20 protein-coding genes and 1 pseudogene are annotated in these 17801 nt (G+C 59.5%); 13 read left to right on the plus strand and 8 right to left on the minus strand.

Annotation, left to right across the window (positions count from 1 at the left end; genetic code table 11):
* Nucleotides 1-15: 15 nt before the first annotated feature.
* Complete coding sequence (locus tag ACYZTM_RS22295; RefSeq protein ID WP_131059327.1) at nt 16-906, minus strand: DMT family transporter; 891 nt, start codon at nt 904-906, stop codon at nt 16-18.
* Between the two features lie 277 nt (nt 907-1183).
* Between ACYZTM_RS22295 and ACYZTM_RS22300 the strand changes: the two genes are divergently transcribed.
* From ACYZTM_RS22300 to ACYZTM_RS22310, 3 genes are all read left to right on the plus strand, one after another.
* Nucleotides 1184-1765 (plus strand): DJ-1/PfpI family protein, encoded by a 582-nt coding sequence (locus ACYZTM_RS22300; protein WP_461984696.1) that lies wholly within the window; start codon nt 1184-1186, stop codon nt 1763-1765.
* A gap of 13 nt (nt 1766-1778) precedes the next feature.
* Nucleotides 1779-2084: a ribbon-helix-helix domain-containing protein gene (locus ACYZTM_RS22305; protein ID WP_131059329.1), complete on the plus strand. Its 306-nt coding sequence runs from the start codon at nt 1779-1781 to the stop codon at nt 2082-2084.
* 178 nt (nt 2085-2262) lie between these two features.
* Entirely contained in the window at nt 2263-2607 is a 345-nt protein-coding gene (locus ACYZTM_RS22310; protein ID WP_131059330.1) for a YegP family protein, read from the plus strand.
* 143 nt (nt 2608-2750) lie between these two features.
* On the opposite strand, the gene ACYZTM_RS22315 is transcribed toward ACYZTM_RS22310, so the two are convergent.
* Together ACYZTM_RS22315 and ACYZTM_RS22320 are read right to left on the minus strand one after the other, a co-directional pair.
* Entirely contained in the window at nt 2751-3638 is an 888-nt protein-coding gene (locus ACYZTM_RS22315; protein ID WP_461984698.1) for a dihydrodipicolinate synthase family protein, read from the minus strand.
* 29 nt (nt 3639-3667) lie between these two features.
* On the minus strand, nt 3668-4450 hold the full coding sequence (locus ACYZTM_RS22320) for an aldolase (protein ID WP_461984700.1): 783 nt from the start codon (nt 4448-4450) through the stop codon (nt 3668-3670).
* 109 nt (nt 4451-4559) lie between these two features.
* On the opposite strand from ACYZTM_RS22320, the gene ACYZTM_RS22325 reads away from it, so the two are divergent.
* A complete protein-coding gene (locus ACYZTM_RS22325) occupies nt 4560-5096 on the plus strand; it encodes a helix-turn-helix domain-containing protein (RefSeq protein WP_131059333.1) in 537 nt (178 codons plus the stop codon).
* A 118-nt stretch (nt 5097-5214) separates the two neighbouring features.
* Here ACYZTM_RS22325 and ACYZTM_RS22330 read toward each other — a convergent pair whose 3' ends face one another.
* Entirely contained in the window at nt 5215-6234 is a 1020-nt protein-coding gene (locus ACYZTM_RS22330; RefSeq protein ID WP_131059335.1) for a DUF4917 family protein, read from the minus strand.
* A gap of 156 nt (nt 6235-6390) precedes the next feature.
* Between ACYZTM_RS22330 and yiaY the strand changes: the two genes are divergently transcribed.
* Complete coding sequence (gene yiaY, locus ACYZTM_RS22335) at nt 6391-7539, plus strand: L-threonine dehydrogenase (protein ID WP_461984703.1); 1149 nt, start codon at nt 6391-6393, stop codon at nt 7537-7539.
* Here the strand turns inward: yiaY and ACYZTM_RS22340 are convergent.
* Nucleotides 7536-8702 (minus strand): multidrug effflux MFS transporter, encoded by a 1167-nt coding sequence (locus ACYZTM_RS22340; protein ID WP_461984705.1) that lies wholly within the window; start codon nt 8700-8702, stop codon nt 7536-7538. The genes yiaY and ACYZTM_RS22340 overlap by 4 nt on opposite strands.
* Nucleotides 8703-8984: 282 nt before the next feature.
* Here ACYZTM_RS22340 and ACYZTM_RS22345 point away from each other — a divergent pair.
* From ACYZTM_RS22345 to ACYZTM_RS22360, 4 genes and pseudogenes are all read left to right on the plus strand, one after another.
* A pseudogene (locus tag ACYZTM_RS22345) lies at nt 8985-9892 on the plus strand (LysR family transcriptional regulator).
* Between the two features lie 166 nt (nt 9893-10058).
* Nucleotides 10059-11372, plus strand: coding sequence for an IS4 family transposase (locus ACYZTM_RS22350; RefSeq protein WP_131063535.1), 1314 nt, complete (start codon nt 10059-10061; stop codon nt 11370-11372).
* A gap of 161 nt (nt 11373-11533) precedes the next feature.
* Complete coding sequence (locus tag ACYZTM_RS22355) at nt 11534-12727, plus strand: CaiB/BaiF CoA transferase family protein (protein WP_461984707.1); 1194 nt, start codon at nt 11534-11536, stop codon at nt 12725-12727.
* Entirely contained in the window at nt 12724-13650 is a 927-nt protein-coding gene (locus tag ACYZTM_RS22360; RefSeq protein ID WP_461984709.1) for a hydroxymethylglutaryl-CoA lyase, read from the plus strand. The genes ACYZTM_RS22355 and ACYZTM_RS22360 overlap by 4 nt, the downstream gene beginning before the upstream one ends.
* Before the next feature lie 77 nt (nt 13651-13727).
* Here the strand turns inward: ACYZTM_RS22360 and ACYZTM_RS22365 are convergent, their stop codons facing one another.
* Complete coding sequence (locus ACYZTM_RS22365) at nt 13728-14216, minus strand: DMT family transporter (protein ID WP_131063216.1); 489 nt, start codon at nt 14214-14216, stop codon at nt 13728-13730.
* Between the two features lie 77 nt (nt 14217-14293).
* On the opposite strand from ACYZTM_RS22365, the gene ACYZTM_RS22370 reads away from it, so the two are divergent.
* Nucleotides 14294-15205, plus strand: coding sequence for a LysR substrate-binding domain-containing protein (locus ACYZTM_RS22370; protein ID WP_461984711.1), 912 nt, complete (start codon nt 14294-14296; stop codon nt 15203-15205).
* A 32-nt stretch (nt 15206-15237) separates the two neighbouring features.
* Here ACYZTM_RS22370 and ACYZTM_RS22375 read toward each other — a convergent pair whose 3' ends face one another.
* Both ACYZTM_RS22375 and ACYZTM_RS22380 read right to left on the minus strand, forming a co-directional pair.
* On the minus strand, nt 15238-15522 hold the full coding sequence (locus tag ACYZTM_RS22375) for a type II toxin-antitoxin system RelE/ParE family toxin (RefSeq protein ID WP_131063214.1): 285 nt from the start codon (nt 15520-15522) through the stop codon (nt 15238-15240).
* The gene (locus tag ACYZTM_RS22380) at nt 15512-15751 is read right to left on the minus strand and encodes a CopG family ribbon-helix-helix protein (RefSeq protein ID WP_131063220.1); all 240 of its coding nucleotides are present in this window, start codon (nt 15749-15751) and stop codon (nt 15512-15514) included. The genes ACYZTM_RS22375 and ACYZTM_RS22380 overlap by 11 nt, the downstream gene beginning before the upstream one ends.
* A 163-nt stretch (nt 15752-15914) precedes the next feature.
* Between ACYZTM_RS22380 and ACYZTM_RS22385 the strand changes: the two genes are divergently transcribed.
* Genes ACYZTM_RS22385 through ACYZTM_RS22395 form a run of 3 tightly spaced genes read left to right on the plus strand, consistent with a single transcriptional unit; the run spans nt 15915 to nt 17773 of the window.
* Nucleotides 15915-16649 carry a PA3715 family protein gene (locus ACYZTM_RS22385; RefSeq protein ID WP_461984714.1) on the plus strand — a complete coding sequence of 245 codons (735 nt, stop codon included), beginning with the start codon at nt 15915-15917 and terminating at the stop codon, nt 16647-16649.
* A gap of 3 nt (nt 16650-16652) precedes the next feature.
* Nucleotides 16653-17090 (plus strand): fosfomycin resistance glutathione transferase, encoded by a 438-nt coding sequence (gene fos / locus ACYZTM_RS22390; RefSeq protein ID WP_131063212.1) that lies wholly within the window; start codon nt 16653-16655, stop codon nt 17088-17090.
* Between the two features lie 44 nt (nt 17091-17134).
* A complete protein-coding gene (locus ACYZTM_RS22395; RefSeq protein ID WP_131063211.1) occupies nt 17135-17773 on the plus strand; it encodes a LysE family translocator in 639 nt (212 codons plus the stop codon).
* The last annotated feature ends 28 nt before the right edge of the window (nt 17774-17801 follow it).

A 17801-nucleotide genomic window follows, 5' to 3' on the forward strand; every position in this document is an offset into this window, starting at 1 on the left:
CCTGGCTCCTACAGGTTATGCGGTGGCAATGCGTGCGGGTTTGATGGCGGTCTTGCGTCCGAGCATCACGGTCACAATCACCCCGGCAGCAAACAGCCAGGTGATCGGTTCGATGTGTTCACCAAAGAACAACGCCGAGAAGGCGATGGTGAAGAAAATCTGCAACAGCTGGATCTGACTGACCCTGGCAATGCCGCCCATCGCCAACCCGGCGTACCAGGCAAAGAACCCGATAAACTGCGAAAACAGCGAAACGTAACCAAACGCCCACCAGGTCTTGGCCGAAATCTCGCCCTGATGTTGCAACGCCAGGTACACCACCGGCCCGATCAGCAGTGGCGTCGACAACACCAGCGCCCAGCAGATCACCTGCCAACCGCCCATCTCCTTGGCCAATCGGCCGCCCTCGGCATAACCCAGACCGCCCACGGCAATCGCCCCGAGCATCAGCCAATCACCGGCCTGAATGCTGCCGGCCCCGCTGATCAGCGCATAACCCAGCACCAGCGCACTGCCCAACGCGGCGCAGGCCCAGAAGGCTTTTGACGGTCGCTCATGGGAAAGCCACGCGGCGTACAGCGCGACGCACAGCGGCTGCAAACCGTTGACCAGCGCCCCGTGGGAGGCCGGCAAGGTTTGCATCGCCCAGGCCGACAACACCGGGAAACCAAGGATCACGCCCGCGATCACCAGCGTCAGGCCTTTGACCTGTTTCCAGGTCGGCCATTTTTCCCGGCGCCACAGCAACAGCATCGCCGCCGGAACCGCCGCGAACAACGCCCGACCCAGGCCGTTGAGCAGCGGATGGAGTTCCTGCACGACGATCCGTGTGAAGGGCAGGGTGAGGCTGAAGATCACAACGCCCAGCAGGCCGAGGGCCATGCCGGTGTTTTCGCGCGAGGACATGATGGGGGACCAGAGTCGAAGATGGCGGTAAGAGTCCTCATCTAGCCATAAACTCGGGGTCTGCTGCTGTTACAGCTAGGCGCAGAGTTATACGTACAGTTTGAGGGCCTCTTCGCGAGCAAGCCCGCTCCCACATTGGAATGCGTTTCCCTGTGGGAGCGGGCTTGCTCGCGAAGAACGATAACGCGGTCTTCAGGGTAGTACCCGGTTATTACCCGACCCCGCGGATAAGGACTACCTTGAATAATCCTACGTGTTTCCCAGAGGAGTCCTCCCCATGGCTGCCAAGAAAATTCTGATGCTGGTCGGCGATTACGTCGAAGACTACGAAGTGATGGTGCCTTTCCAGGCGCTGCTGATGGTCGGCCACACGGTGCATGCCGTTTGCCCGGACAAATCCGCCGGCCAGACCGTGCGCACGGCGATCCACGACTTCGAAGGCGACCAGACCTACAGTGAAAAACCCGGCCACCTGTTCGCCCTGAACTTCGATTTCGCCAAAGTCGCCGAAGCCGACTACGCCGCGCTGCTGATCCCGGGCGGTCGTGCGCCGGAATACCTGCGCCTGAACGAAAAAGTCCTGGAACTGGTGCGCGCATTCGACAAGGCCGGCAAGCCGATCGCCGCCGTGTGTCACGGTGCGCAATTGCTGGCGGCAGCGGGGGTTCTCGAAGGTCGCGAGTGCAGCGCTTACCCTGCGTGTACTCCGGAAGTGCGCCTGGCGGGCGGTACGTTCATCGATATCCCGGTGACGGAAGGCCACGTACAAGGCAATCTGGCCACTGCGCCCGCCTGGCCGGCGCACCCGAGCTGGCTCGCCGGATTCCTCGGGTTGCTGGGCACCAAAATCACACTGTAACGAGGGACTTTTGATGTGCGAGCTCTACGTCAAAGCCGATCCGATTCTCTACGAATCGCGCTCCCGCTCGCTACGCATCTGCGGGGTGGTCACCACCCTGCGGCTGGAAAATCAGTTCTGGGACATTCTCAGCGAAATCGCCGAGGTCGACGGCATGACCACCAACCAGTTGATCGCCAAGTTGTATGAAGAGGTGATGGACTACCGCGGCGAGGTGGTGAATTTCGCCTCGTTTTTGCGGGTCAGTTGTACGCGGTATTTGAGTCAGCGGCGGGGGCAGGCGCCGGAGTTGTCGGTGGTGCGCGCGGTGGTGAAATAGCGTCGACCGTGTCGACTCCTTCGCGGGCAAGCCCGCTCCCACAGGGATCACGCTGAACCTGTGGGAGCGGCGGTGCGACGATTCGACTTGCCCGCGATGGGGCCCTGACAGGCGACAGATATCACAGGCTGGTCTTTACTCTGAAGCGCAAACCTCTCAATTGCCAAGGAGAAAGAGCATGTCCGGATGGTACGAAGTCAGCAAAAGCAGCAATGGTCAGTTCAAGTTTGTACTGAAGGCCGCGAACGCCGAAACCATTCTGACCAGCGAGCTGTACACCACTCGCGGCGCTGCCGACAAAGGCATCGCGTCGGTTCAGACCAACAGCCCGCTGGATGAACGCTACGAAAAGAAAACCACCAAGGATGGCCATCCTTACTTCAACCTCAAGGCCGGCAACCACGAGATCATTGGCAGCAGCGAGGCTTACGCGTCCGCTGGCGCGATGGATAAAGGCATCGCCAGCGTCAAGGTCAATGGGCCGACCACCGTGATCAAGGACAAGACTTTGCCGGTGCTCTGATCGCACCTTTCAAACCCAAAACAAATCCACTGTGGGAGCTAGCCTGCTAGCGATGGCTGCTTAACATTCGACGAAGATGTTGAATGTCTGGCCGCTATCGCTAGCAGGCTAGCTCCCACATTGGTTTTTTGTGAACTTCGAGATCAGCGCAATGCTTTCAACAAGGTTTGTAGCTGATCAACTCCAGCCTCACCGAGTGGAGACACCGGCAACCGCGGATCACCAACCTCCAGCCCGGTCGCACGCAAGCCGGCCTTGATGGTCGCTGGTAACCCACCCTTCAAAATGAAATCCAGCAGCGGCAACTGGCGATAGAATAACTCACGCGCCTTGCTCAAATCGTTGGCCAATACCGCTTCATACAAATCAAGATTGAGCTGTGGAATCAGGTTCGGCGCCGCCGTGCACCAGCCCTTCGCACCTGCTGCGAAGGCTTCCAGTGCCAGCGGATTGCAGCCGTTGTAGAACGGCACCTGACCGTCGCCAAGTCGCTGCAGTTGGTGCATGCGCTGGATGTCGCCGGTGCTCTCCTTGACCATGGTCACGTTGTCCACGGCATTGACGATCCGCAGGATCAGGTCCACCGACATGTCGGTGCCGCTGGTGGCCGGGTTGTTGTAGAGCATGATCGGCACGCCGATGCTCTCGCCGATGGCACGGTAGTGGGCGAGGATTTCCGCTTCGCTGAGTTTCCAGTAGGACGTCGGCAGCACCATCACCACATCAGCCCCGTGGGCTTCGGCGAAACGTGCGCGGCGCACGGCTTTGGCGGTGGTCAGGTCGGACACGCTGACGATGGTCGGCACACGTTTGACCACATGCTTGATGCTGAATTCGCTGACCTGATCCCACTCGGCGTCGCTCAGGTAAGCGCCTTCGCCGGTGCTGCCCAGCGGCGCGATGGCGTGGACGCCGCCGTCGATCAAACGGTCGATGGAACGCCCGAGCGCGTCGAGATCAACGCCTTCGCCATTGGCGGTGAACGGGGTGATGGTGTAGCCGATGATGCCGTGAATGGTTGGGGTCGACATGCGGTCTCTCCTTTAGAAAATGAGTGGGTTCAGTTCAGGCTATCGGCGTGTTGACGCAGGTTCTGCCGAGCGTAGTAGTTGAACGCAGCGCCGTGGTGCTTGGGTTTCGAAATCCAGTCATGGGCTTCGCGGCCCAGCTCCGGCAGGATTGGTTTGATGGTCCCGGCACTCATCGCCAGCAGTTGCAGCTTCGCGGCGCGCTCGATCAATTGAGCGATGACACAGGCCTCTTCGATGGTCGTGCCGGTGGACAACTGGCCGTGGTGCGAAAGCAGAATCGCGCGTTTGTCGCCCAGTGCGCCGGCGATCAGTTCGCCTTCTTCGTTACCCACCGGCACACCCGGCCAGCCTTCGAGAAACGCGCAATCGTCGTAGAGCGGGCAGAGGTCCATGTGGGAAATCTGCAGCGGCACTTCGAGCATCGACAGCGCCGCGACGTGGGTCGGGTGGGTGTGAATGATGCAGTTCACGTCAGGCCGGGCGCGGTATACCCAGCTGTGAAAACGGTTGGCCGGGTTGGGCATGCCGTGGCCTTCGAGCACTTCCAGGTCTTCGTTGACCAGCAACAGATTGCTCGCGGTGATCTCGTCGAAACCCAGGCCCAGTTGTTGAGTGTAATAGGTGCCAGGCTGAGGGCCGCGGGCGGTGATTTGCCCGGCCAGGCCGGAGTCGTGACCATTCTCGAACAGAATCCGGCAGGTCAGGGCCAGCTTTTGCCGATCGGTCCACGTATTATCCGCCAGAGTGTTTTGCATCTGGGTCAACGCGTGCTTGACCAGTTGCTCTTTGGGTAGTGCTAAGGTCTTGGCCATATCGGTGTCCTTGGGTGGTTTCATGCAAATGACACTAAAGAGGCTATATGACACTTTGTGTCATTGGCAAGGACAAATCGTCGCCTCCTTGATGGATTAATCGTTCTTCATGTCTATCCGTTTGAAATTATTGAGAAAAAAACTTGGCGTGACCCTTGAAGCCTTGGCTGAAAAATCCGGCATGACCAAGAGCTACCTGTCAAAAGTCGAGCGTGGGCTGAATACCCCGTCGATCGCGGCTGCCCTGAAACTGGCCAAGGCGCTTAACGTGAAGGTCGAGGAGTTGTTCTCCGAAGACAACATCAGCCTCGACAGCTACAGCCTTGTGCGCAGCGACGAACGCCAGTCCCTGGCGGCCAACGATGAAAGCCCCGGCTACGCGGTGCTGGCTCATCAGGTCAGCGAGCGCAGTCTGCTGCCGTTCATGATTTATCCGCCGAACGAATTCGCCGACAAAACCTTTAAGGAACATCTGGGGGAAGAGTTTCTGTTCGTGCACGAAGGGCAGGTGGAAGTGGACTTCATGAACGAGCGCGTGCTGCTCAATCGCGGGGACGCGCTGCACTTCAATGCGCAGAAGCCGCACCGGATTCGCTCAGTGGGGGAGGTTCAGGCGCAGTTGCTGGTGGTGGTGCATAGCGCCTAAGAATAGGTTGACTGGACTGGCCCCTTCGCGAGCAAGCCCGCTCCCACATTGGATCTGCGGTGTGCACAAATCAAATGTGGGAGCGGGCTTGCTCGCGAAGGGGCAAGCCCAGTCGCAGTTAAACCTCGACCGGCACCGTGAGCTTCGGACTACCCAGCGCATGCGTCTTGGAATCAAAAAACCGCAACTCCGACCCCGTCCCCTCAAACACCTTCGCGTAATGCCGCTTCTGATGCTGGATAAACGCCTTGCTGCGCGGGTAAATCGAGATCGCCACCACCTTGGGTTTCGCCTGGCGCAACGCATGGATGATGTGGCTGTCCTGCTCGCCCAGGGCATGACCAAACAGGCACAACCCATCACCATGGCTCAATAACTGGTCGTAGCAAAACGATAAATAGTCCGAGCTGCGAATGGTCTTGAGCTTGTCCGCGCTCGGCCCTTCATTCACAAACAGCGGCACGTCATCCAGCGTCTTGATCGTATTGTTGATCGCAAAACTGCCCAGCAACGTACCCTCGGTCGACATCAGTTTGCGTGCTGTGCCGTCCTGATTGCGCACCAGGTGCAAGCCACCGTGCAGATACAACAATCGGGTTTTATCAGTCGCCGTGGCGCTCAAATCAAAACCCGGTTCAGCACCCTGAAACAGGTCGGTGATCGCATCCGGCTGATGTTGGATCGCCCAATAATTCAGCAAGTCGTAATTGGTGGTGAACACCGTCCGATAACTGCCCAGTTCCTGACTGATGGTCGCCAGGGTCGCAGGCACCACCAGTCGCCACGGAATGTGGACCGCGTGAACCGTGTTGATCAGCGCTTCCTTGATTGCGTAGTAACGATTGCGCGGCGCGGCGGAGCTGACGGCGAGGGCCTTGTTGACTCGGCTGGTGGTTTTCAGCGCGCTCAGCACCTGCTCGAAACTGCGGGTTTGCATGGCGTCGAACACGCTCAGTTCGGACTGGCTCAGGGGCTTTTCTTCAACGGTGCGGGCGTTTTCGAACAGCGAGTCGTAACCGAAGTCGTCCCACACCGCGCGGCTCGCACCGTTGCCTACCAGCAAGCCGCTGAACGAGGCGGTGGCGCGCAAGGCGTTCCAGTCTTCAAGTTGGGCATCAACATCCTGGAAATCGGTCATTGCGGTTCAAAGTCTCAAAGCAAAGGGTCTGATGGGCGGCGACTTTATCACGACCGGGACTTGAGCCAGATCAAGTTACTGCGTAACCGATAGGTCGATCCTGTGGGTACCCGCTGGATCGGCGCTGCCGATTCGGCCCAGTCAGGAGAATCACTCATGAGCAGCACGTTTTTCATTCCCTCCGTGAACATCATGGGCAACGATTGCCTGGACGAAGCCATGGACGCCATTGGCAAGTACGGCTTTCGCAAGGCGCTGATCGTCACCGACACCGGGCTGGCCAAGGCCGGCGTGGCGAAGATGATTGCCGAGAAACTGGCGATGCAGGACATCGACTCGGTGATCTTCGACGGCGCCAAACCGAACCCGAGCATCGCCAACGTCGAGCTCGGCCTGGGCCTGCTCAAGGAAAGTCTCTGCGATTTCGTGGTGTCCCTCGGTGGCGGTTCGCCCCATGACTGCGCCAAGGGCATCGCGTTGTGTGCGACCAACGGCGGGCAGATCCGCGACTACGAAGGCGTCGATCAGTCCACCCAGCCGCAGCTACCGCTGATCGCGATCAACACCACCGCCGGCACGGCCAGCGAGATGACCCGTTTTTGCATCATCACCGACGAATCGCGCCACGTAAAAATGGCCATTGTCGACCGCAACGTCACGCCGCTGCTGTCGGTCAACGACCCGGCGCTGATGGTCGCCATGCCCAAGGGCCTGACCGCCGCTACTGGCATGGACGCACTGACCCACGCCATCGAAGCCTACGTGTCCACCGCAGCCAACCCGATCACCGATGCCTGCGCACTGAAGGCGATCACGCTGATCAGCAACAACCTGCGCCTGGCCGTGCGTGACGGCAGCGATATCGCTGCACGGGAAAACATGGCCTACGCGCAGTTCCTCGCCGGCATGGCGTTCAACAACGCATCCCTGGGTTATGTCCACGCCATGGCTCACCAGTTGGGCGGGTTCTACGACCTACCTCATGGTGTGTGCAACGCGGTGTTGCTGCCCCACGTTCAGAGTTTCAATGCGCTGGTTTGCGCCTCGCGCCTGACGGATGTGGCCCACGCGATGGGCGCCGATACCCGTGGTGTCAGCCCGGAAGAGGGGGCTCAGGCAGCCATCGTCGCGATCCGCAGCTTGTCCAGAGACGTGGAAATCCCCGCCGGTTTGCGTGAGCTCGGCGCCAAGCTCAACGACATCCCGACGTTGGCCATCAATGCGCTGAAAGACGCCTGCGGCCTGACCAATCCGCGGGTGGCGGATCAACGCCAGATCGAGGAGATTTTCCGCAACGCGTTCTAATCGGTTTGACGACCACGCGCGAGCATCACGCAGAGCATCGCGCCCAAGGCCAGCAAGGTGCAAAACAGGGACAGCGGCCATGCCTGCTGGCTTGCGATCAGGCTGGCAATCGCGCCGATGACGGCCGCCATCAGTTGGTGAATGAAACCACTCAGCGCCATCGCGTAAGCCCCGCCGACCGGTGAGCCGTCATTGGCCAGGGACAGGCTGATCGGGTAGTTCAAAGACTGCCCGAACACCGCAAAGCAGTACGGCAACCAGAACAGCAGCGCAATGGATGTTCCCGCGAGACTGCCCAGCAACATCACCGCGCTGCCGGCCAGCACCAGCCCCACGCCCGCCGTCATCAGCCGGCGTTGACCGGTGCGCAGCACGAAGGCATTGACCCCCAATGCGCCCAGAAAATAGGCCGCGCTGATCGGCCAGCCCAACAGGCCGTATTCCACGGCCGACCAGTTGAAGGGGCCTTGCAGAATCAGCGGCGCTGCGGTGTTGAACGCGATGATCACTCCATAACCGAGGCCGCCGGCGAGGGCGGGTAGCAGGAAGGCCCGATCACGCAGAATGCGCCAGTAACTGGGCCAGGCGGACGACAGAACATTGTCCTCAGCCAGCACCGGAAACCTGACGCGCGCCACGATCATCGCCATCAGCAGGCTCACGCCACCCAACAGATAGAAAATCGCCGGCCAGCCCAGCGCCACCTGAATGATCGACCCCAGGTACTGGCCGATGCCCAGCGCCACCACAAAGGAAATCGATAGCCAGGACAGCGCCTTGGCCAGCAGGTCACCACGGAAGCTGTCGCGGATAAGTACCCGCGCCATCACCGAAATTCCGCTGGCGCCAATCCCCTGAATCAGCCGCCACAACAGGAACGATTCAAGCGTCTGGCCCAAGGGCAGGGCCAGGTTACCCAACCCGTAGATCCCGAGAGCGGCGAGCAACACAGGCTTGCGGCCAATGCGCTGACCCAGGCTGCCCCAGAACAACATCGGCAGCGCCATGCCGATCAGGTACACCGCCAACCCCCAGGACACCTGCGAGGCATCGGCAGACAGATCCCGGGCAATGTCCGGAAGCGCCGGCAGATAAATGCTCATGCCCAGTTGGGCAAGAAACACCGTGCTGCAAGTAACGAGGAGGGTGGTGCTGCTCTTCATTGAGTCTTCCTTGGGTTTCAGAAACCGACGTCCCTGGCGTGGGTGCGTAAAGCTACATCAAGTCACGCGACTTTTTCAGCGGTCTGTCAGTCGTGATCGGTCAGCGAGATGATTTTTCGATAGCAGCTGACTTTACTGCGTGCGGCGCGGGCATTAAATCGGCGGTTTCCGTTACGGTTGAGTGGCACAAGAGATTTATGCGTATGGCGATGGCGTGTGATGCTGTGGGCCAAAACCGGGCTATTCTGCCGACTCAGCCGAACTGAAGTCATCGAGCCCTCCATGCTGCAAAAAAGCCTGATCCGCCGCCTCGACCTGATCACCCTCCAGCTGTTTGTCGCCGTCCACGAAGAAGGCACCCTGACCCGTGCCGCAACCCGCGAAGCGATTGCGGTGTCGGCGGCCAGCAAGCGGCTGATGGAACTGGAGGAGGCGCTGGGCATCAGCCTGTTCGTGCGCCAGACCAAAGGCATGACCCTGACGCCGGCTGGCGAAACCCTGCTGCACCATGCCCGGCAGATGTTGTTCAACGTCGAGAAAATGGGCCTCGAGCTGGGCGAGCATAGCCACGGTGTGCGTGGCTATGTGCGGATGCTCGCCAACTTGTCGGCGATCATTCAGTTTTTGCCCGAAGACCTGCGCGACTTTTCCGAGCGTCATCCCCAGGTCAAGACCGACCTTGAAGAACGTCCCAGCAGTGGGGTGATTCAGGGCGTGCTGGACGGTGTGGCGGACCTTGGGATCTGTTCCAGTGACAGTGACGTCAAAGGACTGCACAGCGTGTTTTATCGACAGGACAAACTGGTGGTGTTGATGCTGCCCGATCATCCGTTGGCGAGTCGTTCCAGCCTGGCCTTCGCCGATACGCTGGACAGCGATTACGTGGGTTTGCATTCCGCCAGTTCGATCAACATGCGCACCCACGCGGCTGCGCGCAAGGCGGGCAAGGTGCTGCGGTTGCGGATTCATGTGCCGGGTTTTGATGCGATGTGCTGCATGGTTCAGGCCAACATGGGCATCGGCATCCTGCCGCAAAAGGCCTATGAACTGTTTGGCCGGGCGTTGGGTTTGCTGGCGGTGCCGTTGACGGATGACTGGTCGGATCGGGCGCTCTTCTGGTCGTGCGTGATGAAGCGGCGTTGTCGCCGGTGAGCCGGATGTTGTTTGAGCAGTTGCGTGGGCAGGCCTGAAAGATCTCGATGGGATGTGCTGGCCTCTTCGCGGGCAAGCCTCGCTCCTACAGGGATCACGCACAACCTGTAGGAGCGAGGCTTGCCCTAATGCCAGTCAGTTAAGAAATTGACTTGCCCGCCCAGCAGTAATAGAAACGGGCTTATGTTTTTATGAGCCCGCTTCATGTCCCTACAAAACGCCCTTCAAGAAGTTACCAAACTCAATCCGATCTCTTTCGAACGCTTTGCGCAACTGATCGATCCCCTGTGGATCGAGCAAGCGCTGGCCTCGACCGGAACGGTTTCTCTGCGCCGTAGACGCCTGCCGGCCGAGCGTATTGTCTGGTTGGTGGTGGGGTTGGCCTTGTTCAAGAACGAGCCGATTTGGCTCATCGTGCAGCAGCTGGGACTGGCTTTGGGCGAAGCAAAGGTGCCTGTGCCCAGCGCAGCAGTCCAGGCCCGGCAACGGCTGGGAGCAGAGCCCCTTGCCGCACTGTTTAAGCAATTGGCAGAGTCATGGGGCGGTGCTGAGCAGCCAGCTTCGGCTGGCTTTTTAGGGTTACGCAGCTTTGCGGTAGACGGCGTGGTTTGGTCCACCCCTGACACACCAGAAAACCGCCAAGCCTTTGGTGGCGGGCGGACTCACTCGGGAGACGGAGCCTGGCCACAAGTGCGCGGTGTTTGCCTGATGGATACCTATAGTCACTTGATTCGGGCTGCCTGTTTTGGCGAGTTTGCTGTCGGCGAACTTCGCTATGCCAAAGGTCTGGAGAAAGCGGTAAGCGATCATTCGGTGACGATTTTTGACCGCGCCTATTACTCGGCGGCCCTCTTGCTCGACTGGCAGCACAGTGGAACCGAACGGCACTGGCTCATGCGGGCACGCAAACCGCTCAAGTACGAGGTGATCGAAGAGTTGGGCGCCGGTGATTGGCTTGTGCGACTGACGGTTTCCAGAGATGCGCTCAAGCAACGTCCAGACCTTCCTAGCCATTGGCAGGCAAGACTGATTGAGTACTCGATAGACGACAAACCCCGCCGCTATCTCACCTCGTTGATCGATGCCGAACGTTACCCTGCCAATCAGGTGGCGGGGCACTACAACGAACGCTGGGAAATCGAGTTGGGTTACCGCGAGATCAAGCAAAACCTGCTCAAAGGAGAGCAATTACGCAGTAAACAACCTGATCTGGTGCGTCAAGAACTGTGGGGAACTCTGCTGGCCTACAACCTGATCCGTCAGGAAATGCGCTTGATGGCTGAAGAAATAAAGGTGGTACCGCAACGCTTGAGTTTTCTCTGGTTGTCTCAAGCGGTCAGCAATGCGCTGCGCTTCTGTCCGCTGGAAACGCCAGGCACGATCCCTAAACGACTGGCAGAACTGAGAATCCAGGCTCAGCACTTCATACTGCCAGCCAGACGAGAGCGAAGTTACCCAAGAGTGGTCAAGCCTAGACCAGTCAAATACCCCAAAAAGAGGGCTGGAGGGCTTAACTGACTGGCATTAAGGCTTGCCCGCGAAGGCGAACCTGAGGTCGCGGTAATCTCCCGGAGCGTTCGCGTTTCGCGAACGAACGTTGCCAACTGAAGGTTGGATTCATCGCCCTCAGGTCCTCTAGCCTTGGCTCATATTCCAAGAACAACAAGAGGTACCCCGCGATGACTGCCCCCTTGAGTGCAATCAAAGTGATCGAAATCGGCACGCTGATCGCCGCGCCGTTCGCCGCACGCATGCTCGCCGAGTTCGGCGCCGAAGTGATCAAAATCGAAGCCATGGGCCAGGGCGACCCGCTGCGCAAATGGCGCAAATTGCACGAAGGCACCTCGCTGTGGTGGTACCTGCAATCGCGAAACAAGAAGTCCCTGGCGCTCAACCTCAAATCCGCCGAAGGCATCGAACTGGTCAAGCAATTGGCGACCAGCGCCGACGTGCTGATCGAGAACCTGCGGCCAGGCGCTTTGGAAAAACTCGGTCTGGGCTGGGACGTGTTGCACGCCCTCAACCCCAACCTGACGCTGGTACGGATTTCCGGTTATGGCCAGACAGGCCCTTATCGCGATCGTCCGGGTTTCGGAGCCATCGGCGAGGCCATGGGCGGGATCCGCTACACCACCGGCACCCCCGGTTCGCCGCCAGCACGGGTCGGCGTCAGCCTCGGCGATTCCCTGGCGTCCTTGCACGCGGTGATCGGCGCCTTGATGTCGTTGCTGCGGGTCAAGACCGGGCAGGGCGGCGGGCAAGTGGTCGATGTGTCGCTGGCCGAAAGCGTGTTCAACGTCATGGAAAGCCTGGTGCCGGAATACGACATGCTCGGCCATGTCCGTGAGCGCAGCGGCGGCGCCTTGCCAGGCATCGCGCCGTCCAACACTTACCTGACGGCTGACGGCGCCTACGTGGTGATCGCCGGTAACAGCGACCCGATCTACAAGCGTCTGATGGAAGTGGTCGGTAGGCGCGACTTGGCCGACGCGCCGGAGTTTGCTCATAACGATGGTCGAGCATTGAAAAGTAACGTACTCGATGCGGCGATCACTCATTGGACCAGCAGCCTGCCGATCGACGACGTATTGTCGGCGCTGGAAGCCGCTGAAGTGCCGGCCGGGCGCATCTATTCGGTCGCCGACATCGTCGCCGATCCGCACTATCAGGCGCGGGACATGCTGCTCAGCGCCGACCTGCCGGGCGGTGCCACGGTGAAGATGCCCGGCATCGTGCCGAAAATGTCCGAAACCCCCGGCGGCGTGAACTGGTCCGGGCCGACATTGGGCCAGCACACCGACGGTATCCTCGCAGGGCTGGGCCTTACGGAGCTGGACATCGAACGGCTGAAAGCTGAAGGGGTGGTGCAATGATCACTGATTTTTCCGAGACCCTGATTGTTCAGGAGGTCTCCCCCCGCGACGGCTTGCAGATCGAGCCGACCTGGGTCGAAACCATCGACAAAATTGCGCTGATCGATCAGCTGTCGATGGCCGGTTTCAGCCGCATCGAAGCCGGCTCGTTCGTGTCGCCCAAGGCCATTGCGGCGCTGCGCGATGGTGAACTGGTGTTCAAGGGCATCACCCGGCAACCGGGGGTGATCTACGTCGCATTGATCCCCAACCTCAAAGGCGCGCAACGGGCGCTGGCGACACGCGCCGACGAGCTGAATCTGGTGATGTCCGCCAGCCAGACTCACAACCTGGCCAACATGCGCATGCGTTGCGAAGCCTCGTTGGCGGCGTTCGGTGAGATCGTGCAATACGTCGGTGGCACGCAGGTGCGACTCAACGGCAGCATCGCCACCACCTTCGGCTGCCCGTTTGAAGGCAAGATCGATGAGGATCGCGTGCTGCAAATCGTCGAGGCCTATCAAGAGCTCGGCATCCAGGGCATCACCCTCGCGGACACCACCCGCATGGCCAATCCGCGGCAGGTGGATCGGCTGGTGCGGCGGGTCTTGCAGCGGGTTTCGCCAGTTGATTTGACCCTGCATTTCCATAACACCCGCGGCCTCGGTTTGTGCAACGTGCTGGCGGCTTACGAGGCCGGTGCCCGACGTTTTGACGCAGCGCTCGGAGGCCTCGGCGGTTGCCCGTTTGCACCGGGCGCTTCGGGCAATATCTGCACCGAAGACCTGGTCAACCTGTGTGATGAAATCGGCATTCACACCGGCATCGATCTGCCGCTGTTGCTGAAGTTGTCCCGAGGGTTGCCGACGCTGCTGGGCCACGAAGTGCCCGGTCAACTGGCCAAGGCCGGCCGCAATTGCGATTTGCACCCCAGCCCTTCCTGACCACACACACACAAGCCCCTGTGGGAGCGGGCTTGCTCGCGAAGACTGACTGACACTCACGCCCTATCAGGTGTCGTTCATCCCTGCGTCACCAAAGATTTTGCCGGCGAGTCGCTGAACTGAATCATCGCCACCCCCGCCATCAACAACACCGCCCCAACCACCCGCGGTAACGTCATCTGCCGTTCCACCAACCCAAACAACCCGAAGTGGTCCAGCACCAGCGAAGCCACCACCTGTCCTGCCAGCGCCAAAGCAATAAACCCCGACGCTCCAAGCTTGGGCAGCAGCATCAGCGCCAACGAAATAAAACACACCCCGAACGCACCCCCCGCCCACATCCACAGCGGCGCTCTGGTGATGAACGCCAGTGACGGCAGCGGCAAGCGCATCGCCAACATAATCGGCAACAACACCACGATACTCACCAGTAACGAAGCAAGCGTCGCCCACAACGGATGGCCCAACCCGCGTGTGAGGTTGGCGTTGATCGCACTCTGAAAAGGCACCACCGCCCCGGCAATCACGGCCAGCAGCAACAGCCCGGCCCAATGCAACGTACTCATGATCATTCTCCACCAAGTTTTGCTGGACTCTAGAGTATTCGTCGCGCAGATTTAAATTCCAAATTGCTATCCAGAACATGCATCAGATGAATGATCTTCGGCGTATCGACCTCAACTTGCTGGTGATCCTCGACGCCTTGCTCAGCGAACAACACGTCACGCGTGCGGCGCAGCGATTGCACCTGAGTCAGCCGGCGGTCAGTCATGCCCTGGGGCGGTTGCGCGATCTGCTTGGCGATCCGTTGCTGGTACGCGCGGGCGCCACGTTAGTGCCCACCCCTCGAGCCATGGAGTTGATCGCACCCTTGGCCGAGGCACTTGCCCAAGTGCAATCGCTGCTGGCGCCGAACGCCTTCGACCCGGCCACGGCCAAGCGCACGTTTCGTCTGGCGATGTCCGATTACGGGGCTGCCATCGTCCTGCCGGGGCTGGTTCGGACGTTGCGCCGGGAAGCACCGGGCATCGACCTGCAAATCAGCCACGCCAGCCGCGAAGGCATGCTCGACGCGGTACTCAACGGAGACATCGACGTTGCGGTCGGGGTATTTCCAGAGCTGCCAAACGAGCTGCGCAGCACCCCGCTGTTCGAAGAACACTACGCCTGCCTGGTGGACCGCAACAGCTTGCCTGCCAATGGCGTACTCGACCTGCCGATCTACCTCGCACGGCCACACGTCCTGCTGGAAATGCGCGGCAGCGGCACCCCGGAAATCGAACGAGCCCTGACCGCATTGCGCGAACGGCGTCGCGTCGCGATCAGCCTGCCGCATTGGAGCGTTGCCCCGGAGTTCATCAGCGGCACGGACCTGATTCTGACCGTTGCATCACGTGGGTTGCGCGACATTGCTGAGCGCTCGTTGATCGTGGTTGCGCCGCCATTTCATATTCCGTCGTTTACGTTTGTGTTGGTCTGGCACAAGCGGCGGGGTGGGGATCAGGCGTTGAATTGGTTGAATGGGCGGATTGGAGAGGGGATCAGGCAAGAATGACGTTCTATCCACTGCCATGATTTTTGTAGTGTTTACCAATTGGCAGGCGGAAGACGTCTGGTATGGAAGACCCTTAATACCTGAAGGCGTCCTTGGCGAAACCGATAGGGAATCAGATAAGGTCGATCGGGCAAGACCCATTCGCGGGTGCCGGGCAGGCGGCCTTCGCGGCCGGTTGCCGGGAAGCGGGCAAGGTGATCGACGCTGGTGAGGATAGCTTGGACGAAGTCTGCTGCGGCTTTAGGATTCTCAATTGCTATATAAGCGGCTTCGTCATCCAGATTTTTCAATGCGGTACGCAACCACTCAACGCGCATTGGCAGTCCACTTATCGGCGATTGCTTTTACTTCCTCGGGTGATGCGAAGTCTTGCGCGTCGGCTTCCTTCAGAGCTTTTTGAATTTCCTCGATTTGCCAGGCTTCCCGGGCGAGGTATTCACGCAGCGCATCCACAGCAAGAAATGACTTGCTACGGCCAGTGGCCTTGGAAAGATTGGCGAGGGTATCGGCGATTTCGTCTGGCAAGCGCAAAGACATGACGGACATGGCGGTCTCGATGTAGTGGTTTGTAATACAACATACTACATCGTCGCGCATGGGGAGATGCTAGTCCGTTCGTCTGGCATCACAACTGATGAGCGAATGCACCGAGCCGGGGATAGTGCGTGGCTGAAATCACCTCGTTATAAGTGCATAAGGAGCAGGGAAAATGACATTGAGGTCTGGATTGATCGGTTGTGCTGTCGTGTGCAGTTTCTTGGTGACCACCGAAGCGCTGGCGAGATGTGAAAAGCCGCCGCTTTCGAGCGAGTTCGGATATTCAGTGTGCAAGGACTGGCCAGCCTATCCGGGATTGTCGATTACCGCGTTGTCGCAACTTGAGTCCCGGCCTTCGTCTGACAGATCGGGCCGCGATGGGATTTACGATCTCAACCTTGCCTTGGTTTCTACTGACGGGTTGAAGCCTGTGGCGACGTATCATCGCGCATCAGTTTTTGAGTCGGATGCGATTGCGTTGGAAGACCTACAACTCGACACCGCTCGATACAAACTCACTTCCGATTTGCGCGCGTTTGGTTTGCGAGTTTTGTTCAAAGGCTCATCACGCATCAATCCATTCGATCAAACGTTGCTCTCGCTCTACGTAAAAGACGGTGAAATGGTGCGTCCGGTCATGGAGCGGTTGATCACCTATCAATACAGCGGCGCATGGGATGGCAATTGTGCCGGTGAGCGTTCCGAAGTCGTTCGAACCGTCGAAATCGGCAGAGGCAGCTCCCATGGTTTCTCAGACCTAATCGTTAAATCGGTATCTACCACTACGGTTGGGGACGGTGAGGGCGAGGCATGTGAATCCAGATCAACGACAGTAAAACCTGTGATAACCACTCTGCGTTACGACGGTAAACACTATGTAATACCCGAAGCTCCCAAAGGTTTTTGACCCATGCTCACCTGTCTCAACCACCTGACCCTCGCCGTCACCGACCTGAACCGCAGCGTGGCGTTCTATCAAGACCTGCTGCAACTTCGCGTCGATGCCACTTGGGACACCGGCGCCTACCTCTCGCTGCCCGGCCTGTGGCTGTGCCTTTCCCTCGATCCACTGCGCAAGTCCGAGCCCGCCGCCGATTACACCCACTTCGCCTTCACCGTCAGCGCAACGGATTTCCCCGTGTTCGTCGAACGCCTGCGATCTGCCAACGTACAAGAATGGCGCGACAACCACAGCGAAGGCGCTTCCTTCTATTTCCTCGACCCGGACGGCCACAAGCTCGAAGCCCACGTCGGCGACCTGGCTTCACGGCTGGCGGCCTGTCGCGAGCGGCCGTATGCGGGGATGAAGTTCTTCGACGATCAGTCAGTCGATATTCCCGGGACCTGAGATAGACTTGCGCCCATTCACCAAAAAGTTCAAAAGGACTTCCCATGACCCCATCGCTGCTAATGGCCGTTCTTGCCTCGGGTTTTATATACGGCATCACCCCGGGGCCGGGCGTATTGGCGGTGTTCGGGATCGGTGCAGCGCGGGGGCGACGGGCAGGGGCGGGGTTTCTCTGTGGGCATTTGCTGGGGGACGTGGTCTGGTGCAGCACGGCGCTGATCGCCATTGTTGGCGCACGGGAAATCGGCAGCACGGCATTCGATGTGTTGGGCGTACTCAGCGGGCTGTACCTGTTTTGGCTGGGTTTACGCGCCATACGGGCGAAGCGCAGCGGCGTCGATGTACCTCAAGGCCCGGCTCGTCAGCCCTTTTGGCACGGTATTCTATTCGGCCTGACCAATCCCAAGGCATACCCGGTGGCGGTGGCGACGTTCACTGCGCTGCTGTCCAGCCGCGCGGAATTGCTGCACTGGTCCATGCTGCCGTGGTTGATTGTCCTGAGCTTTATCGGTGGCCTCATGGCCTACGCTATCCTTATTGGCATTGTCGGTGCGCGGCAGGTTCGCACCTTGTATCAACGCCATGAACTGGCGATCACCCGGTTGTGCGGGGTGATGTTTATCGGGTTTGCCATCAACGCCCTCGCTCATGCGTTGCCGGGGCTGGTGACGAACAAGGCTTGAGGTTGAGCGCACGGATGCGTCAGGTGTA

The sequence above is a fragment of the Pseudomonas sp. MDT2-39-1 genome (assembly GCF_054898085.1).